At 62.4% G+C, this 23,299-nt stretch carries 21 protein-coding genes; 8 read left to right on the top strand and 13 right to left on the bottom strand.

Features of this window, described 5'->3' with window-relative positions:
• Positions 1-17 precede the first annotated feature (17 nt).
• Positions 18-902, bottom strand: coding sequence for an NAD(P)/FAD-dependent oxidoreductase (locus tag NTD89_RS19005; RefSeq protein WP_262209072.1), 885 nt, complete (start codon positions 900-902; stop codon positions 18-20).
• Between the two features lie 144 nt (positions 903-1,046).
• Here NTD89_RS19005 and NTD89_RS19000 point away from each other — a divergent pair, with 144 nt between their 5' ends.
• Positions 1,047-1,484, top strand: coding sequence for an Rrf2 family transcriptional regulator (locus tag NTD89_RS19000; protein WP_119735419.1), 438 nt, complete (start codon positions 1,047-1,049; stop codon positions 1,482-1,484).
• Positions 1,485-1,488: 4 nt separating this feature from the next.
• Here NTD89_RS19000 and NTD89_RS18995 read toward each other — a convergent pair whose 3' ends face one another.
• The 3 genes from NTD89_RS18995 to NTD89_RS18985 all read right to left on the bottom strand — a co-directional run bounded on the left by NTD89_RS18995 (position 1,489) and on the right by NTD89_RS18985 (position 5,333).
• Entirely contained in the window at positions 1,489-2,934 is a 1,446-nt protein-coding gene (locus NTD89_RS18995) for a mechanosensitive ion channel family protein (protein ID WP_145165805.1), read from the bottom strand.
• A 250-nt stretch (positions 2,935-3,184) separates the two neighbouring features.
• On the bottom strand, positions 3,185-4,051 hold the full coding sequence (locus tag NTD89_RS18990) for a pirin family protein (RefSeq protein ID WP_262209070.1): 867 nt from the start codon (positions 4,049-4,051) through the stop codon (positions 3,185-3,187).
• A gap of 76 nt (positions 4,052-4,127) precedes the next feature.
• Positions 4,128-5,333, bottom strand: coding sequence for a multidrug effflux MFS transporter (locus NTD89_RS18985; RefSeq protein ID WP_262209068.1), 1,206 nt, complete (start codon positions 5,331-5,333; stop codon positions 4,128-4,130).
• Between the two features lie 100 nt (positions 5,334-5,433).
• Here NTD89_RS18985 and NTD89_RS18980 point away from each other — a divergent pair, with 100 nt between their 5' ends.
• The 3 genes from NTD89_RS18980 to NTD89_RS18970 all read left to right on the top strand — a co-directional run bounded on the left by NTD89_RS18980 (position 5,434) and on the right by NTD89_RS18970 (position 10,069).
• Complete coding sequence (locus NTD89_RS18980; protein ID WP_262209066.1) at positions 5,434-6,540, top strand: efflux RND transporter periplasmic adaptor subunit; 1,107 nt, start codon at positions 5,434-5,436, stop codon at positions 6,538-6,540.
• Positions 6,541-6,542: 2 nt separating this feature from the next.
• A complete protein-coding gene (locus tag NTD89_RS18975; RefSeq protein WP_262209064.1) occupies positions 6,543-9,626 on the top strand; it encodes an efflux RND transporter permease subunit in 3,084 nt (1,027 codons plus the stop codon).
• Between the two features lie 110 nt (positions 9,627-9,736).
• Entirely contained in the window at positions 9,737-10,069 is a 333-nt protein-coding gene (locus NTD89_RS18970; protein WP_262209062.1) for a hypothetical protein, read from the top strand.
• Between the two features lie 94 nt (positions 10,070-10,163).
• On the opposite strand, the gene NTD89_RS18965 is transcribed toward NTD89_RS18970, so the two are convergent.
• The 4 genes from NTD89_RS18965 to NTD89_RS18950 all read right to left on the bottom strand — a co-directional run bounded on the left by NTD89_RS18965 (position 10,164) and on the right by NTD89_RS18950 (position 14,059).
• Entirely contained in the window at positions 10,164-11,393 is a 1,230-nt protein-coding gene (locus NTD89_RS18965; RefSeq protein ID WP_262209061.1) for a M20/M25/M40 family metallo-hydrolase, read from the bottom strand.
• Between the two features lie 49 nt (positions 11,394-11,442).
• Positions 11,443-12,501, bottom strand: a complete 1,059-nt coding sequence (locus NTD89_RS18960) for a diguanylate cyclase (RefSeq protein ID WP_145165811.1) — start codon at positions 12,499-12,501, stop codon at positions 11,443-11,445.
• Positions 12,502-12,590: 89 nt separating this feature from the next.
• Complete coding sequence (locus NTD89_RS18955; protein WP_262209058.1) at positions 12,591-13,223, bottom strand: LysE family translocator; 633 nt, start codon at positions 13,221-13,223, stop codon at positions 12,591-12,593.
• A complete protein-coding gene (locus tag NTD89_RS18950; protein ID WP_262209056.1) occupies positions 13,220-14,059 on the bottom strand; it encodes a sugar phosphate isomerase/epimerase family protein in 840 nt (279 codons plus the stop codon). Before NTD89_RS18950 ends, NTD89_RS18955 begins: the two co-directional genes overlap by 4 nt.
• Before the next feature lie 136 nt (positions 14,060-14,195).
• Here NTD89_RS18950 and NTD89_RS18945 point away from each other — a divergent pair, with 136 nt between their 5' ends.
• Positions 14,196-15,608, top strand: coding sequence for a PLP-dependent aminotransferase family protein (locus NTD89_RS18945; RefSeq protein ID WP_262209054.1), 1,413 nt, complete (start codon positions 14,196-14,198; stop codon positions 15,606-15,608).
• On the opposite strand, the gene NTD89_RS18940 is transcribed toward NTD89_RS18945, so the two are convergent.
• The 5 genes from NTD89_RS18940 to NTD89_RS18920 are packed head-to-tail and all read right to left on the bottom strand — an operon-like array spanning position 15,567 to position 19,023.
• Positions 15,567-15,773: a sigma 54-interacting transcriptional regulator gene (locus NTD89_RS18940; RefSeq protein WP_315975615.1), complete on the bottom strand. Its 207-nt coding sequence runs from the start codon at positions 15,771-15,773 to the stop codon at positions 15,567-15,569. The genes NTD89_RS18945 and NTD89_RS18940 overlap by 42 nt on opposite strands.
• A 2-nt stretch (positions 15,774-15,775) precedes the next feature.
• Positions 15,776-16,444, bottom strand: a complete 669-nt coding sequence (locus tag NTD89_RS18935; RefSeq protein WP_262209052.1) for a methionine ABC transporter permease — start codon at positions 16,442-16,444, stop codon at positions 15,776-15,778.
• Positions 16,441-17,187: a methionine ABC transporter ATP-binding protein gene (locus NTD89_RS18930; RefSeq protein ID WP_242197846.1), complete on the bottom strand. Its 747-nt coding sequence runs from the start codon at positions 17,185-17,187 to the stop codon at positions 16,441-16,443. The genes NTD89_RS18935 and NTD89_RS18930 overlap by 4 nt, the downstream gene beginning before the upstream one ends.
• Positions 17,184-17,978 carry a MetQ/NlpA family ABC transporter substrate-binding protein gene (locus NTD89_RS18925; protein WP_262209050.1) on the bottom strand — a complete coding sequence of 265 codons (795 nt, stop codon included), beginning with the start codon at positions 17,976-17,978 and terminating at the stop codon, positions 17,184-17,186. Before NTD89_RS18925 ends, NTD89_RS18930 begins: the two co-directional genes overlap by 4 nt.
• Positions 17,979-17,991: 13 nt before the next feature.
• Entirely contained in the window at positions 17,992-19,023 is a 1,032-nt protein-coding gene (locus tag NTD89_RS18920) for an isopenicillin N synthase family dioxygenase (RefSeq protein ID WP_262209049.1), read from the bottom strand.
• Between the two features lie 248 nt (positions 19,024-19,271).
• Here NTD89_RS18920 and NTD89_RS18915 point away from each other — a divergent pair, with 248 nt between their 5' ends.
• The 3 genes from NTD89_RS18915 (at position 19,272) to NTD89_RS18905 (ending at position 22,571) form a co-directional block, all read left to right on the top strand.
• Positions 19,272-20,012, top strand: coding sequence for a response regulator (locus tag NTD89_RS18915; protein WP_262209048.1), 741 nt, complete (start codon positions 19,272-19,274; stop codon positions 20,010-20,012).
• Positions 20,009-21,313, top strand: coding sequence for an ATP-binding protein (locus NTD89_RS18910; protein ID WP_262209046.1), 1,305 nt, complete (start codon positions 20,009-20,011; stop codon positions 21,311-21,313). Before NTD89_RS18915 ends, NTD89_RS18910 begins: the two co-directional genes overlap by 4 nt.
• A 175-nt stretch (positions 21,314-21,488) precedes the next feature.
• Positions 21,489-22,571: an LLM class flavin-dependent oxidoreductase gene (locus NTD89_RS18905; protein WP_262209045.1), complete on the top strand. Its 1,083-nt coding sequence runs from the start codon at positions 21,489-21,491 to the stop codon at positions 22,569-22,571.
• Positions 22,572-23,299 lie beyond the last annotated feature (728 nt).

The raw sequence follows: 23,299 nt of genomic DNA, 5'->3' as shown, positions 1-23,299 counted from the left end.
CGACAGCCCGGCCTACCTCACCCGTTGATCAACGAGAAGTGCGCGCCGACGCCGGCGCGTACGCCCTCGCCCACCGCCAGCGCCACGGAGCCGCCCGCCAGGGCGATATCACCACAGGCGAAGACGCCGGCCACCGAGGTCTGGCGCATGTCGTTGGTGTGCACATAAGCCCCGGTCGGGCCGTCGACCAACTCGCAGGCCAGGTGCTCGGCTAACGGGCTGATTCGAGTACGCGACTGGGTGAACAGGCCGTCCAGCGCAATGACCCGCCCGTCTGCCAGTTCCACATCGGCGCGTTCGCCGCTGATGCGCGCAACCTGTGCGCGCTCCACCGTCACGCCACGTCGATCCAGCTGCGCCTGTTGCTCGGCATCCGGGGTGAATACGCCGTTGGTGAACAAGGTGGTGGCGCCCCAATCCGGCAACATCAGCGCGTGATGCATCGCCAATGCCGAGGTGGCCAATACGCCGATGCGGCCTTGATCGAGTTCATAACCGTGGCAGTAAGGGCAATGAAACACGCGTGTGCCCCAGCGTTCCTGCAGGCCTTCGAGGGTGGGTAGCTCGTCGACCACGCCGGTGGCGAGGATCAGGCGTTTGGCCTTGAACTCGCCATTGCACTGGGTGCGCACACTGAAACCGCCCTGCTGCGCGACGGCCGTCAACACGCTGTCCTGCACCCAGGTTACCGTCGGGTACTCCATCAGTTGGCTGCGGCCCTCGGCTGCGATGACATCGGGTGACTGGCCGTCCTGACCGAGAAAACCGTGGGAGGTGGCGGCAAACCGATTGCGCCGCTGACCGGCATCGATCATCAACACCTTGCGCCGCGCTCGCGCCAATTGCAGGCCCGCGGACAGGCCGGCATAGCTGCCGCCCACAATAATGACGTCGTGCACCATGAACGTGACCTCGTGTGTTGCGCACAGGGTTATCCGTGCGCTTTCACGACACACCATAAGTTACGTAAAAATACCGCGTCAAGCGTCTCGCAACTTTTCAGGTTACGAACGATACTTTGCGCCGACTCGACTGGGGATTATTTGATGAGAAACGACACCCGCCTCTCGCGCATGCTGCATGTGCTGATCCATATGGGCCGCCATGAAGAGCGCGCCACCTCGGAAACCATCGCGCAGATGCTCGGCACCAACCCGGTGGTGGTGCGACGCACCTTGGGGTTGCTCAAGGAAAAGGGCTATGTGCGCTCGGAAAAAGGCCATCAGGGCGGTTGGACGCTGGGCAAACCCTTGAGCGACATCACCTTGCTGGATATTCACAACGCGCTGGGCACGCCGTCGATATTCGCCATTGGCCTGTCCACCGACCACCCGCAGTGCCTGGTGGAACAGGCCGTAAACGCGGCCCTGACGGACGCGTTCGACCAGGCGCAGGCGCTATTGATGGCGCGCTTGGGCGATGTAACGCTGGCGCAGTTGGCGGATGATTTTGACCAGCGCTACCGCGTCGCGATGGCGCCCTGAGCGCTTACAAGCCGCGATTGCGCAACCACTGCAAAAAGCCTTTTTTGACCGGCACCACCGGCGCTTCCTGGGTCATGGCCTGCGCTGCGTGCACGCGAAAATCCAGCAGCGCCTTCATCGCTTCGCTGATGTCATGCCGCGCGTCCAGGCAGGGTTTGAGGTATTCCTTCTCGATGCGGTACAGGGTGCAGAAGGTCTTGGCGGAAAAGTCCGCCAGCGTCGCCTGGTCGGACAGAATCCCCGCCTCGCCAATCACTTCGCCCGGCCCCATGCGCCCGGCTTCGAATTTGTGACCGCCCTTGATCAGCATCACCGAGACCACGCCGGACTCGACGATAAACAAATGATCGCTGACCTCACCCGCCGGCAGGATCATCTCGCCAGCGCGATAGGTGTGCAGCGTCATGTTCTGGCTGAAGGTGTCCTTCTCCTCCTGGCGCAGCGTGGAGAAAATCGACGAGCGCTCCAGCAACGCGCGTGCGCCGGACAACGCCGGCGGCGCGCCGCTTTCGGTTGCGGACAGCAACCCCACACCCGCCGCCTGCAGGTGCCTGAAAGCCAAATCGTAAAGCTGGTTGCGCACTTCGCGCTTGAGGGTCATGGCCGGCACAAAGCCGCTGATTTCGTACTCGACGCCGCCACTGGCGGAGGTCTTGAACGCCACGCTCGGCGCGGGGTTGGCCAGCAGCGGCCGGCACCCTTGCATGGCGCGCTCGAGCGCCTCGATCACGATTTGCGGGCGCGCATGCGGGCTGACTTGCAGGCTGACGGCCAGGCCGAACATGTCGGCGGGGCGTGAGAAGTTGATGATCTTGGCCTTGGCCGCCAGGGAATTGGGGATCACCGCCATGCTGCCCTGGGAGGTCTGCAGGCGTGTGGCACGCCAGTCGATATCGGTGACGCGGCCTTCGGTGCCGTCGATGGAGATCCAGTCATCCAGCTGATACGGCTTGGTGGTGTTGAGCACGATCCCGGAAAACACGTCGCTCAAGGTGCTTTGCAACGCCAGGCCGACGATGATCGCCACCGCGCCGGAAGTGGCGAGTACGCCCTTGACCGGCAGGTCGAGCACGTAGGCCATGGCGGCGATGATCGCAATCAGGAAAATCACCGCGCCCATCAGATCCTGCAGCAAGCGCCCGCCATGGCCGACCCGTTGCATCATCACCGCACCGAGCAATACCGTCAGGGTCCGTGCGGCGAACAGCCACCAGCCGATCTGCAAGGCAGTAGCCGCCAGGTGCAAGGCGGTGTTGTCGGAATAGGGTGCGAGTTGCATGGGGTTCATGCCGTCGTTGAACAGCACGGCGCTGTACACAGCAAAGATTGCCAACCGCGCCGCCAGCTTCCAGTTGGCGAGGTTGACGGAAATCAGCCGCCACACGGCAATGTCGATAAAGATCAGCGCCACGGCGCACAACATCGGGTGATCAGCGATAAATGAGGGCATCCAGGCGACTCCAGGGCGAATGCTCAGAAGATCGCATGAATCGGGAAGGCAGCAAACAAAATGTATTGGGAAGGGCTTGCTGTGGCGAGCGGGCTTGCCCCGCGTTGGGGCGCGAAGCGGCCCCGAAACCTGACGACTCAATTCAGCTGGAAAAAACGCGGTGACTGGTTTTGGGGCGGCTTCGCCACCCAACGCGGGGCAAGCGGGCTTGCCACAGCAAGCACGCTCCCACAGGGTTTGCGGTGTGCAATCAGGCGTGCATTTGCCCGAAACGACCGGACTGGTAGTCGACAAATGCCTGGTGGATTTCCTGCTCGGTGTTCATCACGAACGGGCCATGGCCGACGATGGGTTCATCGATCGGTTCACCGCTGAGCAGCAACACCTTGGCGTCATCATTGGACTCCAGGGTGAGTTGATCACCGTCGCGCTCGAACAACGCCAGTTGCCCCTGGCGTGCCACTTCCTCGCCATTGACCAGCACGGTGCCACGCAGGATCACCAGCGCAGTATTGCGCCCGGCGTGCAGGTCCAGCGTGACCGCTTTACCGGCGTTGAGTCGCAAGTCCCACACGTCTATCGGCGTGAACGTACGCGCCGGCCCTTGAGTACCGGAAAATTCACCGGCGATCAGGCGCAATTGCCCGGCGTCATTGGCCAACGGCAGCACCGGAATGTCGCCGTCAACGATGGTCTGGTAACCGGCGTCGGCCATTTTGTCCTTGGCCGGCAAGTTGACCCACAACTGCACCATTTCCAGCGCCCCGCCGCTGCGGGCAAAGGCTTCGGAATGGAATTCTTCATGAATGATGCCTCGCGCGGCGGTCATCCACTGCACATCGCCGGGACCGATCGTGCCGCCAGCGCCGGTGGAATCACGGTGCTCGACTTCACCGTCGTACACGATGGTCACGGTTTCAAAGCCGCGATGCGGGTGTTGGCCTACACCGCGTCGTTGTTCGGTGGGGCTGAAATCGGCGGGGCCGGCGTGGTCCAGCAACAGGAATGGGCTGATGTGCTTGCCCATCGCGTCGTAGGAAAACAGCGTGCGCACCGGAAAGCCGTCACCGACCCAATGGGCGCGGGGGCTGGTGTAGATGCCGATGATTTTTTTCATGGTGTACCTCCAAAGTGCCTACACCATAAGTCCGTCGGCCTCTGAACACTAGCCGGCAAAAGCAGCCCTGATCGTCCTACGTATAGGACAGCCCCTTGACCGGACGTTGGCGCAGCAGGTGGAACGCGACAAACGCCAACACCGCAAAGCTGGCCTCAATGACGATCATCGGCGTGGCACTGCCATCGCGCAAATGGCTCAGCAACAGGCCGCTGCAGGTCGCGCCAAACATCTGCGCAAACCCCATCAGCCCAGCGGCTAGGCCCGCACGGTGCGCGTTGGGCATTACCGCGCCCGTGACCGAGCCGGGGAGCACCAGGCCACCGCCCAGGGTCACCAGTGCCACCGGAAGGTCCAGGCCCAGCACCGACAGGCCGAACAGCTCGTAAATCAGCACCGCCGATAGGCCGCCGATGGCCACCAGTGTCACGCCCATCGCCACAATCCGCTGCGGCCCCAGGCGCATGATGTTGCGCCGGGTGTAGGTGGAACCGACGATCAGCATCGACACAATCACGCCAAAATTGATGCCGTATTCAAGGCTGCTGAAACCCAGCAGGTTGATAAACACTGCCGACGAACCCGCAATCACCGAGAACATCGCACCATAGGTGCACGCCAATGCCACGGCGTACGCCCGGTATTGACGGCCCTTTAGCAGATCCAGGTATTGCCCGCCGAGGGTACGCCAATGGCCGGCCGTGGGATCGAGGCAGTGGTTGCTCTCGCGAAAGAACAGCACAGCCAACACCAGCACCACACTGCCGATGATCAGGGCCAAAACAATTGGCGCGTGCCAGCCCAGCAGCTTGATCAGCAGCCCGCCGATCATTGGCGCGACGACAATGGCGTAGAGCATGCCGATCATGGTCAGCGCCAGGGCCGGCCCGGCTTCGGCTTGCCACACGTCACGCACCACGGTGCGCGCCAACACCAACGCGGCGCAGGCGCCGAGACCTTGCAACACGCGGGCGGCAATGAATTGGCCGATGTCGTTGACCAGCAGCATCGCCAAGGTCGCCAGCACATACAGCGCCAGGCCGCCGATCAGCACCGGACGACGGCCGATACGGTCCGACAACGGCCCGAACAGCAACTGCCCAAGGCCGAATGCAGCAACAAACGCCGACAACGCCATCAGCGCCGAACCGGCTGGCGCCGCCAGCGCCTGCTCGATGGCGCCAAGGCCTGGGATGATCAATTGAGTCGACACTTCACCCAGCGCCGTAAGGGCCACCAGTAAAAACAACAAGCTTCGCGAGGGGGCCGGGGCGTTTGCCATGGGGATTATCCGGGGGCTGGATTAATTTATATTTCGACCATAATATGCGTAAAAAATTATGTCCATAATTTTTTATTCACTGGTTATCCCGGAGCCCGTCATGACCCCTCTTCCCTTGCGTCTTCTCACGCCTTTAGCCCTGTTGATCCTCCTCGGCGGCTGCAACAGCAAGGCCGACACCGCCGCCGAAGTGCCGCCGCCCCGCCCCGTGCTTGCGGCCAAAGTCGAAGCCGCCGGCACCCAGCAAAGCGCCTACACCGGCGTGGTGGCCGCGCGCACAGAAAGCGACCTGGGCTTCAGGGTCAGTGGCAAGGTCATAGACCGCAAGGTCGACCCCGGCCAGCACGTCTCCCGTGGCGACACCCTGCTGGTGCTGGACATCGGCGACTTCGAGCTGGCCCTGCGCTCGGCCAAGAACCGCGTGAACGCGGCCCAGGCGCAAGTGCGCCAGCGCCGCGATGATGAAAACCGCTACCAGCGCCTGGCCAGCACCGGCGCCGTGTCGCGGCAGATTTTCGACCAGTCGGCGACCAATCTGCGCGTCGCCGAAGCCGAGCTGGCTTCGGCGCAATCGGACGCCAGCCAGATCGAAAATCGCCGCACCTACTCGGTGCTCAAGGCTGACGGCGACGGCATCATCACCGACGTGCGCGTGGACCGCGGCCAAGTCGTCGCCGAAGGGCAAATCGTCGCGCGCCTGGCCCATGACGGCGCTCGCGAAGCCATCGTCAACCTGCCGGAAAACCAACGCGACCAAGCCTCACAAAAAGCCTTGGCGTTCCCCTTCGGCGCGCCGGACCAGGCCGTGACTGCCACCCTGCGCGAGCTGTCCGCCAGCGCCGACCCGACCACCCGCACCTACCGCGCGCGCTACGTGTTGCACGGCGCCGTTGACCGTTTCGCCCTTGGCTCGACCATCACCGTCCGCCTGCAAGGCGATGGCCAGGCCCAGCAAACCCGCGTGCCCATCGGCGCGTTGCAGGACGCCGGGCAAGGCACCGGCGTGTGGCTGATTGGTGCTGATGACACCGTCAGCTTCGCCCCCGTCAAAGTCGCCAGTCTCGGCCAGGAAGACGCCCTGCTCGACAGCGGCCTCACACCCGGCCAGACCATCGTCGCCCTGGGCGCGCACTTGCTGCACAGCGGTGACGCGGTGCGCCTGCTGCCCGCCCAGGTACTGGCCCTCAATCGCAAACAGGACCACTGAGCATGCGCGGCATCAACCTCTCCGAACTGGCGGTGAAACACCGCGCAGTCACGCTGTTTCTGATCATCGCGATCCTCGCCGCCGGCATCTTCTCGTTCGGCCAACTGGGGCGCGCCGAAGATCCTTCATTTACCGTCAAGGTCATGACCATCACCGCCGCCTGGCCCGGCGCTACCGCACAGGAAATGCAGGAGCAAGTCGCCGACCGCCTGGAAAAGCGTCTGCAGGAACTGGACTACTACGACCGCGTCGAGACCATCGCCCAACCGGGTTTTGTATCGATGCGCATGACCTACAAAGAGTCCACGCGCCCCAGTGAAATCCAGGACCTGTTCTACCAGACCCGCAAAAAACTCAGCGATGAAGCGGCGAAACTGCCCAAAGGCGTAATCGGGCCGTTCTTCAACGATGAATATTCCGACGTGTATTTCGCCCTTTACGCACTGGAAGCCGAGCACCTGCCACATCGCCAGCAAGTGCAAATGGCCGAAGAACTGCGCCAGGGCTTGCTCAACCTGCCGGGCGTGAAAAAGGTCAACATCCTCGGCGAGCAGGCCCAGCGGATCTTTGTCGAGTTTTCCTACGAGCGCCTGGCTACCCTGGGCATCAAGCCCGATCAGATCTTCGCCGCCCTCGCCGCGCAGAACGCCGTAGCGCCATCGGGCTTCGTCGAAACCGCCGGCGCCCGCGCCTATATCCGTATCGACGGCGCCTTCGACAGCCTCGCGCTGATCGAAAACGTGCCGCTGGAAGTCAACGGTCGCGTGCTGCGCATTGCCGATGTGGCCACCGTGAGCCGTGGCTATGAAGACCCGCCCAGCTACCGGATTCGCCATCAGGGCGACCCGGCGCTGATGCTCGGCGTGATCATGGAAAAGCACTGGAACGGCCTGGAGCTGGACAAAAGCCTCAAGGCCCAGGAAGCCAACATTCAGGCCGATCTGCCGCTGGGCGTGAACTTCGCCAAGGTCTCCGACCAGGCAAAAAACATCAGCCTGGCCGTGAATGAATTCATGCTCAAATTCTTCGTCGCCCTGGCCGTGGTGATGGTCATCAGCCTGCTGGCGCTGGGCTTTCGCGTGGGCCTGGTGGTGGCCGCCGCGGTGCCGCTGACCTTGTCCGTGGTGTTTGTGATCATGCTGCTGACCGGGCGTGAATTCGACCGTATTACCCTGGGCGCGCTGATTATTTCCCTGGGTTTGCTGGTGGACGACGCGATTATCGCCATCGAGATGATGGTGGTGAAACTGGAAGAAGGCTTCGACCGGATTCACGCCGCCACCTTTGCCTGGAGCTCCACCGCCGCGCCGATGCTGACCGGCACGCTGGTGACGATCATCGGCTTTCTGCCGGTGGGTTTTGCGCGCTCGGGCGCCGGGGAATATGCCGGCAATATCTTCTGGATCGTCGGCTTTGCGCTGATTTCGTCGTGGCTGGTGGCGGTGGTGTTCACACCGTACCTGGGCGTGAAATTGCTGCCGCAGATCAAACCGGTGCCGGGCGGCCACGACGCCATTTACGCCGGCCGTTACTACCAGAAACTGCGTGGTGTGGTCCAAGCCTGCGTGCGCAGGCGCTGGTGGGTAACCGGCTTGGTGGTGGCGGCCTTTGTGCTGTGCGGCTTAGGGATGGGCGTGGTGAAGAAGCAGTTCTTCCCCAATTCCGACCGTTCCGAACTGATCCTTGAGGTGTACATGCCGCCCGGCAGCGCGTTCAAAAGCACCGAGGCGGTGGCGGCGCAGCTGGAGAAAGCCCTGCTGCAAGAGCCACAGACCAGCCTGGTCGACACCTATGTGGGCGGCGGCGCGCCGCGCTTTTTCCTGTCGCTGAACCCCGAGTTGCCCGACCCGGCGTTTGCCAAGCTGATTGTGCAAACCCCGGACTCGCATGCCCGTGATGCGCTGAAACTGCGCATGCGTGAGCGCATAGCCGCCGGTGAGTTTCCGGCTGCGCGCGTGCGTGTCACGCAATTGCTGTTCGGCCCGCCCGTGCCGTTTCCGGTGGTGTTTCGTGTGTCCGGGCCAAATGTGGATGTGCTGCGCGGCGTGTCCGAAGATGTGCGGCGCATTGTCGCCGCCAACACGCTGACCAAGGACGCCTTTCTCGATTGGGGCGAGCGCACCAGCGGCTATCGCCTGGTGCTGGATCAGGACCGCCTGCGCCTGCTGGGTTTCACACCTAACGAGGTCAAATCGCAGCTCAATGCCTTGCTCAGCGGCAACCCGATTACCGAGGTGCGTGAAGGCAATCGCACCGTCTCCGTGGTCGCTCGCGCTCAGGGCAACCAGCGCGAAGACCTCGGCAATCTCAACAATATGACCCTGACCAACAGCGCTGGCACCTCGGTGCCGCTGGCTCAGGTCGGGCATTTTCAGGCGGTCATGGAAGAGCCGATCCTCAAGCGCCGCAACCGCGCAAGCACCGTGGAAGTGCGCGCTGACATCATCGACGGCGTACAACCGCCCGACGTGGAAATGGCCGTGTACAAAGACCTGCAACCGCTGATCGCAAAGCTGCCGGCCGGTTACCAGATCGACATCGGCGGCCCGGTGGAAGAAAGCGCCAAGGCCAACGTCGCGCTGGCGGCACTGTTCCCGATCATGATCCTGCTGACCCTCACCGTGATCATGTTCCAGGTGCGCTCGTTCGGCGTAATGTTCATGGTCTTCGCCACCGCGCCCCTGGGCCTGATCGGCGCGGTGCCGACCTTGCTGCTGTTCAACCAGCCGTTCGGGTTTAACGCGATTCTGGGCTTGATCGGGATTGGCGGCATCCTGATGCGCAACACGCTGATCTTTACCGACCAGATCCGCCAGAACCAGGAGCACGGTATGGCGATTCACGAAGCGATTATCGAAGCAACCGTGCGCCGCGCAAGACCGGTGATTTTGACGGCACTGGCGGCGGCCCTGGCATTTATCCCGCTGACGCTGTCGGTGTTCTGGTCGTCCCTGGCTTATGTGCTGATTGGCGGGGTACTGGTGGGTACGGTGTTGACACTGTTGTTCCTGCCGGCGCTGTGCAGTCTGGTGCTTGGGCGAGAGAGGACAAGTACTACCGAAATCTCCCACGCAACACCCGGATAAGCTCTACAGATACCACCTGAAAACCTCGGCAAAGTCCTTCGCCTGATCACACAGTGCGAGGGATTGCAGATGGTTTTTTCCGTTAAAGCCCCCGTTATTGGGGCTGTCTTTTGATCGCCGCCACCCGCCAACACATTGGCCTTCTGGTACTGGCCGTGATGGATTCCGAGACGCGAGACGTCGAATCCGTTCTCAGCGATTTCAAACGCTGCCTCAATACCTACGAGCTCTGGGCCGAAAGCTACGTCAGCTTTTCGGCACTGGATGTCGATCAGGTATTCAAAGTCGGGAGCGAGCTTGCTCGCGTTGTGTTGCGCAGCGCAGCAGCAGCAGCAGCAGCAGCAGCCCCAACAAGGGCGACGCGGTTCTACAGCCAAGTCCGCGTCGCAAGTTTCGGGCCTGCTGCGCAGCCCAGCGCAGGGCAAGCCTGCTCGCCACAATAAGCCTGCTCATCACAATAAGCCGGTTCATCACAACAAACCTACTCACCCGATACCCAGGTTCACCCTCAAAAAATGAGTGAACCCGGCGCCCCGGTCACCGCTTCGAGAGCTCCATAATCATCCGGCTAAGCAAGTAAATTCGCGGCGCTACACTCTCCACTTCCGCATATTCCTCGGGGGTATGGATGTTGCCACCGACAATCCCGAACCCATCCAACGTCGGCGTGCCAACCCCGGCAGACAAACTGGCATCCGCTGCCCCGCCGCTGCCTTCGATGGTCAACTTACGCCCCAACTCCCCGTAAATCCCTTGGGCGATTGCGACCAACTTGTCCGACTCCGGCGTCTGCGGCATTGGCGGTAAACCGCGCAGCAAACTGGTTTTGACTTCGGTGTCCGGAATCAACTTATTCGCCGAAACACGGGCCAGGTCCTTCTCGATCCGGTCGAACTCTTCCGGCAATGCCGCACGTACGTCCGCCTTGGCCGTCGCTTGGTCGGGGATGACGTTGACGCGGTCGCCGGCCTTGAGCACGGTGAAGTTGATGGTGGTTTTCTTCTCTTCGTCGCCCAGTTTGCCCAGTTGCAGGATCTGGTGCGCCGCTTCCATCGCGGCGTTGCGGCCCAGTTCCGGGGCGACGCCGGCGTGGGCGGCTTTGCCTTTGACTTCGACCACGGCGGTGGCGCTGCCTTTGCGCCATACCACCAGGCCGTCGGCTGGGCGGCCGGGTTCGAGATTGAGGGTGACGTCGTGGCCTTTGGCGGTGGTGCGGATCAGTTCGGAGGCGGCGTCAGAGCCAGTTTCTTCGCTGGCGTCGAGCAGGAAGGTGATTTGTGCGTAGTCCTTGAAGCCCTGGTCTTTGAGCACCTTCAGCGCATAGATGCCAGCGACGATGCCGCCTTTGTCATCCATCACACCGGGACCATAGGCGCGGCCGTCCTTGATGTGGAACGGGCGTTCGGCGGCTGAGCCTTCCTTGAATACCGTGTCCATGTGGGCCATCAGCAAAATCTTGGCTTTGCCGGTGCCTTTGAGGGTGGCGATCACATGACTGTTGTTGGCGGCTTTGTCCGGCACCAGCTCGATGTTGAAACCAAGCTGCTTCAATTCTTCTACGGCGATGTCGCGCACTTGGGTCAGGCCGGGCTCGTAGCCGGAGCCCGAATCGATATTCACCAGGCGCTCGAGCAGTTTCAGGGCGGGGGCCTTGTACTGTTCGGCGCCGGCCTGGATCTGTTTATGGGGTTCGGCACTGTAGACCGGCGCAGCGAAGGACAAGGCCAGGGTCGCGGCCAGGAGGGTACGGGAGAAGGTGAAGAGCATGGACCGATCCTTGTTTTTTTGTTGAGAGGTGCGCCGCCACCCTACCCCACTAGACCGATCGCAACCAACTCCCTTGCACTGAACTCACACGGTTGCGCCCGCTGCTCTTGGCCTCATACAACGCCTGGTCGGCGTCGTTGAGCCAACTGGTCGAATCCGCATGCGCAGGTTGATACGGCGCCAGGCCAATGCTCAAGCTGGCGCGCAGTGTCGGGTCTTGGGTGTACGCCAAGGCGTTGAAGCGATCGCGCAAGGCGTCCATCACTTCAGTGGCGCGGTGCAGGGGCATGTCCGGCAGGATCACGCAGAACTCATCGCCACCATAGCGCCCGGCAAGATCGGCGGTGCGCAGGTTCTGTCGCAGCACTTTGCTCAGTTGGCGCAGCACGATATCGCCGGTGACGTGGCCGTAGGTGTCATTGATAGTCTTGAAATGGTCGATGTCGATCAGCGCAATGGCGGCGCCCACCTGCTCTGTGCGGCAGCGTTGAAACTCGATCTCCAGGTGGTCCTTCCAGGCACCGTGGTTTAGCAGGCCGGACAGGCTGTCGGTGCGGCTCAGCGCCAGCAACTCGCGTTTGTGCCGGGCGAGGGTCACGGCCTGGCGATAGCAGATCCAGCCCAGGGCCAGCGGGTACACCATCAGAATCGGCAAGCAGGCGTAAAGCTGGGTTTCAGTGGTGACGGCGATGAACGCCGGGGCGAACACCAGCAACGACGCGCCGACACCCAAGGCCTGCGCCACCCAGCCCGCCAGCATAAAGCGCGGCCCGCCAATGGCGACGTTGTTCATGGTCATCATCGACAGCGTGGTGACACTGGGCAGCGGGTTGAAGTGCATGGCACCGACCCAGAACCCGCCGCAAAAGGAATCAAACAGCAGGTTACGGCGCTCGCTGCGCAGTGAGTTGCTGGCGCGGCGCGACCACAGATAGGCCATGTGCGGCCAGACAAAGGCGTTGATCAGCATCCACGCCCAGACCCACAGCGGGGGATGCAGGGGAAACATGCCAAACACCACGCACACAAAGCCGAGCGTCAGCCCCAGCGTGCGCGACTTATACAACCGTGAAGCGAGCGGAAGTCCATTTCCTCCGGCGGTTGACATGGCTTGATGTGATCCTGGATGAATGCCTGGAGTCTATCAGGGCGACGTCAAATCGCCACTACCGCTCATAAGCCTGCGGGTAGCGCCCCTCAGTGCGAAAAACCGCGCGCCAGCATCAGCGCCACACCCAGCAACAGCACTGCCGTGACCCGTTGCAGCAACACCCGTCGCCTGGGGTTTTCCAGCACGTGCTTGATGCGCTGGCCGAAATAGCAATACAGGCAGCCGCTGGCAAACTGCAACGACAAAAAGGTAAGCCCGAGGATGGCGATATCTGCCGCGCGGCTGTGCCCTCCCGCCCCGGCAAACTGTGGGAACACGGCGCTGAACATGATGAGGGTCTTGGGGTTGGAAAACCCGGTCAGCAAGCCCTTGCCGAACAGGCTGCGCGCGCCCTGCGCGGCAGCGTCCCGGTTGATTGATACGCCGCTGCTGGTCCACTGTTTGTAGGCCAGGTAGAGGATGTAGGCCACACCCACAAACTGGAGGGTCTGGGTGATGGCAAGGTTGCCCTTGATCAATTCCGAAAAGCCCACGGCAAAGATCAGGATCGAGATCAGGTACGCCACACTGGCGCCGATCTGCGCCGGGATCGAGCTGCGCAGGCCGTCCTTCAAACCCAGGCTCAACAGCAGCAGGGTCATCGGGCCGGGGCTGAAGGTCATGGTGGCGCAAAACAGCAGAAAGTAGAGAAACGAAGAAAGCGTCAACGTACTTGTCATGAGCCCAAACCCGGATTGGAAGAAACAACGGCGAAGGCGCGCGCCAGGTCGGCCAGGGCGGCCTGCGCACTGTGGTGACAGGTTTCAAAGGCCACCAGGCCTTTCCAGTTCGTCTCGACGATAGCCTGCAGCACCTCGGCGTACGCGCAGTTGTCGGCGTGGTGCCCCTCCTTGTGATTGCTGAAGGAAATGCCCTTGATCAGCGCGGGGTACTTGCGCACCACTTGCGCGGGCAAGCCGCTGTCGAGGCGCGCGTGGCCGGCGTCAAGGAAGCAGTACACATTGCTGTGCGCTTGCAGGTGCTCGAACACAAAGGCGAATTGCGCTTCGTGGGTGAAAATCCGGTAGTTGACGTAGTTGGACAGACTCTCCAGGTAGATATCCGTCCCCTTGGCCTCGGCATATTGCGCCAGCTCCTTGACCGATTTGAGGTAATGCTCCAGGGCAATGTCCCTGGCCTCCAGCACCCTTTGCGGCCCGACGATGCAGCCGCCGTGGATGATCAACGGCGCGCCCAGACGGCTGGCAACGTCGACCTCTCGTTCCACGTACTCCACCGCCGCCGCACGAAAAGCACCGACATCGCTGCCCAGCGGCGCCTTGAAGTTACTGTGAAATATCGGCTGAACACTGCTGGCCGCGATCTTTTCCTGCAGGCGGGCGATGCGCGCATCAGTCCAGTCCTCGACCCTTTCACCTAACAGGCTGGCGTCGATGTACCAGTGGCTGTAGCCCCCTTCAATGGCGCTTTGCAGGCCCTTTTCGGCCCCCAGGTATTTATGCCGGGCCACCCCCAGGCAGAACGGCGCGCCGGGGTTGATCAGTTGGCTTTCCATCACGTAATCCCTGTCATTGATGGCCCGCAGTCTAGAGCGGCAGCCTTGCACAGGGCAGGTAAAGTGAGGCCTAATCCGACCGAACTTTACCGGTACCAATGGCCGGTAAAATCACCGGCAAATACCAGGAAGGTTTATGTTTGTATCCGCCATCGCCTTTGTTGACGGCACACCCAAGGTTCAGCAGATTGTCGACGCGTTCAGCCACGCCATCGAGCACGGTGAATGGGCGCCGGGCAGCAAATTGCCGTCGGTGCGTGAATTGACCCAGACCCTGGGCGTGAGCAAATTCACCCTCAATGAAGCGCTGGACCGCCTGCGCGGGCGCAACCTGCTGACCTCCAGCCAGGGCCGCGGCTACTTTGTGGCGATGGACAGCGCCCGCCCCGCCGCGATGACCTGGGTCGACCTGTTACCCCAAGACCTGCTCAGCGTGTTGCGCCGCCCCTTGGTCACCGCCGGCGGCGAGCTGCGCCCTGGCAGCGGGCACTTGCCGGAGGACTGGCTGAACAACGACGCCATCCGCCAAGCCCTGCGCAGCGTGGTGCGCGCGCCGTCGTTGCGCATCGCCGGGCTGGGCGCGCCGGCCGGGCTGTTGCCGCTGCGCCAGGCGCTGCAACAAAAACTGCACAGCGAAGGCCTGTCAGTGCCGGTGGAACAAATCATCACCACGCCCAACACCGTGCAAGGCCTGGACATGCTCATGCGTCTGCTCGCACGCTCCGGCGACACCGTGCTGCTGGACGCGCCGTGCTACTTCAACTTCCACGCCAACCTGGCCTTGCACGGCGTCAAAGTGGTGACCCTCGAGCGCCGCCCCGACGGCTTTGACTTCGCTGCCCTTGAGGCGCTGCTGGCCGAACACCGCCCCAGTCTGTACCTGACCACCAGCGTGCTGCATAACCCCACCGGCCACTCCTTCAGCCCCAGCCAGGCGTTTCGCCTGCTGCAACTGACTCAGCACTACCACTGCCATATCGTCGAGGATGACCTCTACGGCGACCTGCACCCCAACCCGCCACCGCGCCTGGCCGCCCTCGCCGGGCTGGACGAGGTCACGTACCTGTCAGGTTTCTCCAAGATCCTCAGCGCCAACACCCGCGTCAGCTATGTGGTGGCCGCACCGCAACTGGCGGCGAACCTGACCAACATGAAGTTGATGAGCGGCGGCGTGACCTCAGAGCTGTTCGAACAGCTGGTCTATCGCATGCTCAGCGAAGGCAGCTACGCCAAGCACCGCAAGCGCATGGTGCAACGGTTGACGGAGTGCGGCGGGCGCGTCGAGCAATGGCTCAAGCGTTGCGGGTGCGAGCTGCCGATGGCGTACGAGGGCGGGATGTTTATCTGGGCGCGGCTGCCGCAGGGAGTGGACGGCGAACTGCTGGCCCAGCACGCGTTGAAACACAGCATGGTTCTGGCGCCGGGCGCCTTGTTCGGTTACGACCCGGCGCACCTCAATTCGATGCGTTTTAATGTCGCCCACAGTGATGAACCACGCGCGCAGCAGCTATTCGAGACGCTGCTGCTCAAGGCCGTGTGCGCCCCTTGAGCATGCCGTGGTGGACTTGCCGGTGCCGGTCTCGCCATTGATCAACACCGGCGCTTCGCTGGGGCCGACGCGTTTCAAATAATCCAGCAGTTGCAACGAGCGCGGCTCGGAAAACACCAGGCCCTTGGCACGGACCGACCGCAGGTCTTTTTCGCCCTGGGGCAAAGTCAGGATCGGCGGTGCGCCAGCGACCTCACACAGCGATCCCCCAGGCTTTGCACGCCCTGCACCAGCACCACCAGAACGATGACCGTGACCACCATGATCTGGTTGTTGAAACGCTGATAACCATAACGAATCGCCAGGTCGCCCAGCCCGCCGCCACCGATCACGCCAGCCATGGAGGAAAAGCCGATCAGCATCACCAGCGTCAGCGTCACCCCGGCCACCAGCGCGGGCAAGGCTTCCGGCAGCAACACTTTGAGGATCACATGGCGCGCATCACCGCCCATGGCAACGATGGCTTCTATGCGCCCCTTGTCCACTTCATCCAGGGCGGTCTCGACGATGCGCGCAAAAAATGGAAAAGCGCCAATCGTGATCGGCACCACGGCCGCCGTACTGCCCAATGTGGTGCCGACGATCAGGCGCGTCAGTGGGATCAACGCGATCAGCATCACCACAAACGGCAATGACCGTCCCAGGTTGATCACGGCGCCCAACGCCCGGTTGAGCCGTGGCAAAGGCAACAAGCCGCCGCGTCGGCTGATAAACAGCACCACGCCCAGCGGCAAGCCGATCAACAGCGTGAACATGCCCGCCAGCAGCACCATGTACAGGGTTTCGCCGGTGGCGTTGAGCAGCAGTTGAACAATCTCGTTCCAGTCGGTTTTCATACGGCCCTCACCACCGGCAGGCTTGGCGCCAGCGAACGGCCCAGGTGCGATGCCGGGTCGGCTTGCAATTGCAGCAGCGTGCCGCTTTCCACCACGCGTCCATCGGCCAGCGACACCGCGCTGTCGCAGATGGCCTTGACCACCTCGAGTTCATGGGTGATCAACACGATGGTCACGCCCAGCTGCCGGTTGATGTCGCGCAACAACTCAAGAATCGACGCGGTGGTTTGCGGGTCAAGCGCGCTGGTGGCCTCATCCGACAACAGATACGCCGGACGCGCCGCCAATGCACGGGCAATGCCCACGCGTTGTTTCTGCCCGCCGGAGAGCTGCGAAGGAAACGCCTCAGCCTTGTCACTCAAGCCTACCAACGCCAGCAACTCGGCCACCCGCGCCGCGCGCTCAACCTTGGGCACCTTGGCGATTTCCAGCGGCACCGCGACGTTGCCCGCCACCGTGCGTGAATGCAGGAGGTTGAAGCCCTGGAAGATCATGCCGATGCGCTGGCGTTGCTCGCGCAGTTGCCTGTCGCTCAGTTGGGTCAGGTCCTGGCCGTCCAAAAGGATGCGCCCGGAGGTGGGCCGCTCCAGCAGGTTAAGGCAGCGCAGCAAGGTACTTTTACCCGCCCCGCTACGGCCGACAATGCCAAAAATCGACCCGTCGTTTATCCGCAACGACACGTTATCCAGGGCCGCCGGCTGGCCGTCGGCGTAGGTTTTGCTGACGCCCTCGACGACGATCATTCGACCGCCACCGGGATCACCGAGCCCGCGTATTTTTCGTTGATGAACTTGGCCACTTCCGGCGAGCGCAGGTCCTTGGCCAGTTGCTTGATGCGCGGGTCATCCGCGAGTTTCGGCGTGGTCACCAGGATATTCGCGTAAGGGTTGCCCTCGGCTTTCTCCAGGCCCAAGGCGTCTTTGGCCGGCACCAACCCGGCTTCCAGGGCGAAGTTGCCATTGATCACCGCCAGGTCCACATCGTCCAGCGCGCGCGGAATTTGCGGCGACTCGATCTCCAGAATCTTCAGATGCTTGGGGTTCTCGGCGATGTCCTTGGGCGTGGCCTGCTCCCTGGACGCGTCATTGAAACCCGGCTTGAGCGTGATCAGGCCATTGGCTTGCAACAGGTACAGCGCGCGGCTGAGGTTGGTGACGTTGTTCGGCACTGCCACCGTGCCTTTGTCCGGCACCTGGGCGAAGCCGGTATGGCGATGGGAGTAAATGCCCAGCGGTTCGATATGCACCGTAGCAGCCACCGCGAACTTCTGCCCGAGCGCCTGCTCCTGAGCATTGAGAAACGGCAGATGCTGGAAGTAATTGGCGTCGACATCACCATGGGCCAGCAACTCGTTGGAGTTCACGCCGCTGGGAATTTCGATGATCTTCAAGTTCAGGCTCGGGTCGAGCTTCTGCACGTATTCGAGGATCTGTGCATGGGGAATCGGGTCGGCGGCGACGCGCAACGCATCGGCGGCCGACACGCCCAATGAGGCCAGCAACGCCGCCAGGGTAAGTGCAGATGTCTTCAGCATGGTGATCTCCTGATCAGGCGGACAGTGCGTGGGGAAGTGTGGCGTCGGCATAGAAACGTTGGGCGACATCCGGGTGCGAGCGCAGACGGCCCTTGAGGTAATTCCAGCCGACATCGCGCAGCAACGGGTTGCGCGGGTCGCTGGTCGGCCCGTGGGCATCGCGCAGCAGTTCGGGTGCCAAGTCATACACCGGCACCACCGCATCCAGCTGCGCACCGAGAAAAAACGCCAGGGACAAACGCTCGCTGCCCACCGGCGGCGACACCACGCGGTGCACGGTGGCGCGCAAATAACCGTTGCTGGCCAACTCGAGCAGTTCGCCGATATTCACCACCAGCGTGTCGGGGCGCGGCGACGCGTCGATCCAGCGGCCCTCCTCCACCTCCACCTGCAAACCGGCCTGCTCGTCCTGCAGCAGAAAGCTCAAAAAGCCGGAGTCCTTGTGTGCGCCCACGCCCTGGCGACTTTGTTGCGCGTGGCGGCCGGGGTAGCGGATCAGCTTGATGTGCTCGTTGGGTTGGTCACCGTACAGTGCGTCAAAGGCCTGCTCGGGCAACGACAAGGCCTGGGCGAAGGCGCGTAGCAAGCGCAACGACATTTGCGTCATTGCCTGCTGCCAGGCCAGTACCAACGGCTTGAGTTCGGGCAAGGCGACAGGCCATTGGTTCGGGCCTTGCAGACGGGCCCACGCGGCCGGGTGTTGATCCGCGTTCAGTGGCTCGCGTTCGGCGCCGACATCAAACTGTTCACGCAGGTCTGGCTGGCCGCGGGTGATCTCCGAAGCGGCGCGGTTGTAGCCGCGAAAGTGTGGCGAGTTGAGCATGCCGACCGCCAGTTTGTCGGCCTCGGGCAAGGCAAAAAATGCGCGCGCCTGCTGCTGCACCTGAGCCAGCAGCGCCGGGTCGATGCCGTGGCCGGTCAGGTAGAAAAAGCCGATCTGCCGCGCGGCAGCGCGCAACGCATCGAGAAATTCGCCGCGTTGCTGAGGCGTGCCGTCAAGCTGCGACAGATCCAGCAGCGGCAAGGTGGTGACTGATTGCAGCATCGGCGGCTCACTCCATAAGCGTCTTGGGTTGGAGCAACCAAGCTAAACGATCTTAAAAAACCTTAATAAATACCTTTTTGGCATTAGCTTAGGCACGCAGGTGAACGACGCCGGACGCTGGCCTGTCGGTTTTTTTGCCTCGCTGTGTATCTCGTTATCGCCAGATACACTGCAATACAAAGGGCACAAGGCAAACCCTGCGGCGATGGCTAGACTGCGGCCCATGAGCATTTAACGAGGAACGCAGCATGGACCATGTCGACCATATCCTGATCGTCGATGACGACCGCGAGATCCGCGAGCTGGTGGGCAATTACCTGAAGAAAAACGGCATGCGCACCACAGTGGTCGCCGATGGCCGCCAGATGCGCAGTTTCCTCGACACCACCCCGGTTGACCTGATCGTGCTGGACATCATGATGCCCGGCGACGACGGTTTGCAGCTGTGCCGCGAGTTGCGGGTGGGCAAGCACAAAGCCACGCCGGTGCTGATGCTCACCGCGCGCAACGATGAAACCGACCGCATCATCGGCCTGGAAATGGGCGCCGATGATTACCTGGTCAAACCCTTCGCCGCCCGCGAACTGCTGGCGCGGATCAACGCCGTGTTGCGGCGCACGCGCATGCTGCCGCCGAACCTGGTGGTGAGTGAAACCGGGCGGCTGATTCGTTTTGGCCGTTGGCGCCTGGACACCACCGCCCGCCACCTGCTCGACGAAGACGACACGCTGGTGGCCTTGAGCGGCGCCGAATACCGCCTGCTGCGGGTGTTCCTCGATCACCCGCAGCGCGTGCTCAACCGCGATCAATTGCTCAACCTGACCCAGGGCCGCGACGCGGATCTGTTTGACCGTTCCATCGACCTGCTGGTCAGCCGCCTGCGCCAACGCCTGTTGGATGACGCACGTGAACCGGCGTATATCAAGACCGTGCGCAGCGAGGGGTATGTGTTTTCCCTGGCGGTGGAAATCCTTGGAGCCACGCGATGAAATGGCGCTTGGGCTGGCCGCGCACGCTGGCGTCGCAGCTGTCGCTGATCTTCCTGATCAGCCTGGTGTGCGCCCATGGGTTGTCGTTCAGCGCGCAGTTCTACGAGCGCTATATCAGCGCGCGCACCGCGATGCTCGGCAACCTGGAGAACGACGTGTCGACCTCGGTGGCAATCCTCGACCGCCTGCCCGCCAACGAGCGCGCCAGTTGGCTGCCGCGTATCGACCGCCAGAACTACCATTACCTGCTCAATGCCGGCGAGACCGGTGAGCCGATGAGCAGTGACGACGTGCCGATGGCCGCCACCTCGATTGCGGATGCGCTGGGCGAGCAGTACGCGCTGACCTTTCGCACCATTCCCGGCCTGCAGAAGCACTTCCAGGCGCACCTGACCCTGGCCGACGGCACCCCGATCACCCTCGATGTACGCCCGGCCGCCCTGCCCGTGGCCTATTGGTTGCCGGTGGTGCTGATCCTGCAATTGGCGCTGTTGCTCGGCTGCACCTGGTTGGCCGTGCGCCTGGCGATTCGCCCGCTGACGCGCCTGGCCCGCGCGGTGGAAACCCTCGACCCGAACGCTCATCCGACGCCGCTGGACGAACACGGCCCGACCGAAGTGGCCCACGCAGCGGCAGCGTTCAACCAGATGCAACAACGCATCGCCGAATACCTCAAGGAACGCATGCAGATCCTTGCGGCGATTTCCCACGACCTGCAAACGCCGATTACCCGCATGAAACTGCGCGCCGAGTTCATGGAAGATTCTGCCGACCGCGACAAGCTCTGGAGTGACCTGGGGGAAATGGAACACCTGGTGCGCGAAGGCGTGGCCTACGCGCGCAGCGTGCACGGCGCTACCGAAGCCAGTCATCGCATCAACCTCGACGCGTTTCTGGACAGCCTGGTGTTTGATTATCAAGACATGCACAAGCAGGTCAGCATCACCGGTAAAAGTGCGCTGGTGCTCGACACCCGCCCTCACGCCTTGCGGCGAGTGTTGGTGAACCTGCTGGATAACGCGCTGAAATTCGCCGGCAGCGCAGAACTGGCAGTCGGCTCGACGCCAACCGGGCAGCTGTCGATCAGCGTATTGGACCGCGGACCCGGGATTGCCGAGGACGAACTGGTGCACGTCATGCAGCCGTTTTATCGGCTAGAAAGCTCACGCAATCGCGGCACTGGCGGCACCGGGCTGGGCCTGGCGATTGCGCAGCAGCTGGTGGTGGCGATCGGTGGCTCGCTGACCTTGAGCAATCGCGCGGGCGGTGGGCTGTGTGCGCAGATTCGTCTGAGCCTGTAGCTCACCGCTTAATGCACGTTACTAATAAATAAACCGAATAATAATTCAATATTTTAATACTTAGGTTAGAACCAACAGGCATTTTACAGACCCGACTCCTGCCCTTACTTTTGAGCCGAGTGACCGACCCCACGCCCGGAGGAGGTGTTGATCCCGTACCTGACAAGGACTGACCATGAGCATTGAATTTATCGGCTACATCGGCGGCCATCACGCCTCTGAGATCCACCCGCGCAGCGGGCCGACCCTGCAACCGGACTACGTCGAAACCGTGGCCCGCGCCCACGAAGAGGCCGGCTTCGACCGCGCCCTGGTGGCCTTCCATTCCAACAGCCCGGACAGCACGCTGATCGCCGCGCATGCCGCCAGCGTGACCCAAAAGCTGCAGTTCCTGATCGCGCACCGCCCCGGTTTCGCCCAGCCCACGCTGGCTGCGCGCCAGTTCAGCACCCTGGATGTTTTCAACGGCGGGCGCACCGCCGTGCACATCATCACAGGTGGCGATGACCGCGAACTGCGCGCCGATGGCAGCCACATCGGCAAGGACGAACGCTACGCGCGCACCGACGAGTACCTCAGCGTGGTGCGCCAGGAATGGACCAGCGAGCAACCCTTCGATTTCGCGGGTACGTACTACCAGGTGCAAGGCGCGCACTCGACGGTGAAGTCGCCGCAGCAGCCGCACATTCCGCTGTATTTCGGCGGCTCTTCCGCGGCAGCAATTGCGGTGGCGGGCAAACATGCCGACGTGTATGCGCTGTGGGGTGAAACCTATGAGCAAGTGCGCGAAGTGGTGACTCAGGTGCGCGCCGAAGCGGCCAAGCATGGCCGCACGATCCGCTTCAGTTTGTCGTTGCGCCCGATCCTCGCCGAGACCGAAGAACTGGCGTGGGCGCGCGCCGAGACAATCTTGCAACAGGCCACGGCGCTGGCTGAGAAGAACGGATTCGTGCGACGGGAACCGCCGAACGAAGGCTCACGCCGCTTACTGGCAGCAGCGGCGCAAGGCCCGCGGCTGGACAAGCGGTTGTGGACCGGGATTGCCGGGCTGCTTGGTGCCCAAGGTAACTCCACCTCACTCGTGGGCACCGCCGAACAAGTCGCTGAAGCCCTGTTGGATTACTACGACCTGGGGATTACCACCTTCCTGATTCGCGGCTTCGACCCGCTCAATGATGCAATCGACTACGGCAAGCGCTTGATTCCACTCACCCGCCAATTGGTCGCAGAGCGCGAGCAGGCCCAGCAGGTCGCGTAAACACAGCTCCCACAGAAAAGCGAAGCACTGCGGTTCTGGCAGTTAAACTCGGTCAAATTGTGGGAGCGGGCTTGCTCGCGAAAGCGGTGTATCAGTGACACATGAGCTGACTGAACCACCGCATTCGCGGGCAAGCCCGCTCCCACATTTGGATCTCTGTGCGCCAGGTAGATGGGTGTCGTTTGTACTCGGTCAAAGGTGGGAGCTGGCTTGCTCGCGAATGCGGTGTGCCAGTGACGCATGAGCTGACTGACCCACCGCATTCGCGGGCAAGCCCGCTCCCACAGAAAGGCAAAGCCGTGCGGTGTTGGCGGCTGCACTCGGTCAAATTGTGGGAGCGGGCTTGCTCGCGAAGGCGGTGGGCCAGTGACACATGAGCTGACTGACCTACCGCATTCGCGGGCAAGCCCGCTCCCACATTTGGATCTCTGTGCGCCAGGTAGATGGGTGTCGTTTGTACTCGGTCAAAGGTGGGAGCTGGCTTGCCTGCGATGGCATCAACCCGGTGTACCTGATGGACCGAGGTGCCTGCATCGCAGGCAAGCCAGCTCCCACAGAAAGGCAAAGCCGTGCGGTGCTGGCGGCTGCACTCGGTCAAATTGTGGGAGCGGGCTTACTCGCGAATGCGTTGTGCCAGTGACACATGAGCTGACTGAACCACCGCCTTCGCGGGCAAGCCCGCTCCCACATTTGGATCTCTGTGCGTCAGGTAGATGGGTTTCGTTTGT

It is taken from the genome of Pseudomonas sp. 14P_5.3_Bac1, assembly GCF_025466135.1.
Taxonomy (GTDB): Bacteria; Pseudomonadota; Gammaproteobacteria; order Pseudomonadales; family Pseudomonadaceae; genus Aquipseudomonas.
Note: the sequence above shows the minus strand (reverse complement) of the source record. Positions and strands in the feature narration are given on the sequence as shown.

Excerpts from the sequence above, each read along its gene's own strand:
- NTD89_RS19005 (WP_262209072.1), bottom strand. The coding sequence starts at position 902 with ATGGTGCACGACGTCATTATTGTGGGCGGCAGCTATGCCGGCCTGTCC.
- NTD89_RS19000 (WP_119735419.1), top strand. The coding sequence starts at position 1,047 with ATGAGAAACGACACCCGCCTCTCGCGCATGCTGCATGTGCTGATCCAT.
- NTD89_RS18995 (WP_145165805.1), bottom strand. The coding sequence starts at position 2,934 with ATGCCCTCATTTATCGCTGATCACCCGATGTTGTGCGCCGTGGCGCTG.
- NTD89_RS18990 (WP_262209070.1), bottom strand. The coding sequence starts at position 4,051 with ATGAAAAAAATCATCGGCATCTACACCAGCCCCCGCGCCCATTGGGTC.
- NTD89_RS18985 (WP_262209068.1), bottom strand. The coding sequence starts at position 5,333 with ATGGCAAACGCCCCGGCCCCCTCGCGAAGCTTGTTGTTTTTACTGGTG.
- NTD89_RS18980 (WP_262209066.1), top strand. The coding sequence starts at position 5,434 with ATGACCCCTCTTCCCTTGCGTCTTCTCACGCCTTTAGCCCTGTTGATC.
- NTD89_RS18975 (WP_262209064.1), top strand. The coding sequence starts at position 6,543 with ATGCGCGGCATCAACCTCTCCGAACTGGCGGTGAAACACCGCGCAGTC.
- NTD89_RS18965 (WP_262209061.1), bottom strand. The coding sequence starts at position 11,393 with ATGCTCTTCACCTTCTCCCGTACCCTCCTGGCCGCGACCCTGGCCTTG.
- NTD89_RS18960 (WP_145165811.1), bottom strand. The coding sequence starts at position 12,501 with ATGTCAACCGCCGGAGGAAATGGACTTCCGCTCGCTTCACGGTTGTAT.
- NTD89_RS18955 (WP_262209058.1), bottom strand. The coding sequence starts at position 13,223 with ATGACAAGTACGTTGACGCTTTCTTCGTTTCTCTACTTTCTGCTGTTT.
- NTD89_RS18950 (WP_262209056.1), bottom strand. The coding sequence starts at position 14,059 with ATGGAAAGCCAACTGATCAACCCCGGCGCGCCGTTCTGCCTGGGGGTG.
- NTD89_RS18945 (WP_262209054.1), top strand. The coding sequence starts at position 14,196 with ATGTTTGTATCCGCCATCGCCTTTGTTGACGGCACACCCAAGGTTCAG.
- NTD89_RS18935 (WP_262209052.1), bottom strand. The coding sequence starts at position 16,444 with ATGAAAACCGACTGGAACGAGATTGTTCAACTGCTGCTCAACGCCACC.
- NTD89_RS18930 (WP_242197846.1), bottom strand. The coding sequence starts at position 17,187 with ATGATCGTCGTCGAGGGCGTCAGCAAAACCTACGCCGACGGCCAGCCG.
- NTD89_RS18925 (WP_262209050.1), bottom strand. The coding sequence starts at position 17,978 with ATGCTGAAGACATCTGCACTTACCCTGGCGGCGTTGCTGGCCTCATTG.
- NTD89_RS18920 (WP_262209049.1), bottom strand. The coding sequence starts at position 19,023 with ATGCTGCAATCAGTCACCACCTTGCCGCTGCTGGATCTGTCGCAGCTT.
- NTD89_RS18915 (WP_262209048.1), top strand. The coding sequence starts at position 19,272 with ATGGACCATGTCGACCATATCCTGATCGTCGATGACGACCGCGAGATC.
- NTD89_RS18910 (WP_262209046.1), top strand. The coding sequence starts at position 20,009 with ATGAAATGGCGCTTGGGCTGGCCGCGCACGCTGGCGTCGCAGCTGTCG.
- NTD89_RS18905 (WP_262209045.1), top strand. The coding sequence starts at position 21,489 with ATGAGCATTGAATTTATCGGCTACATCGGCGGCCATCACGCCTCTGAG.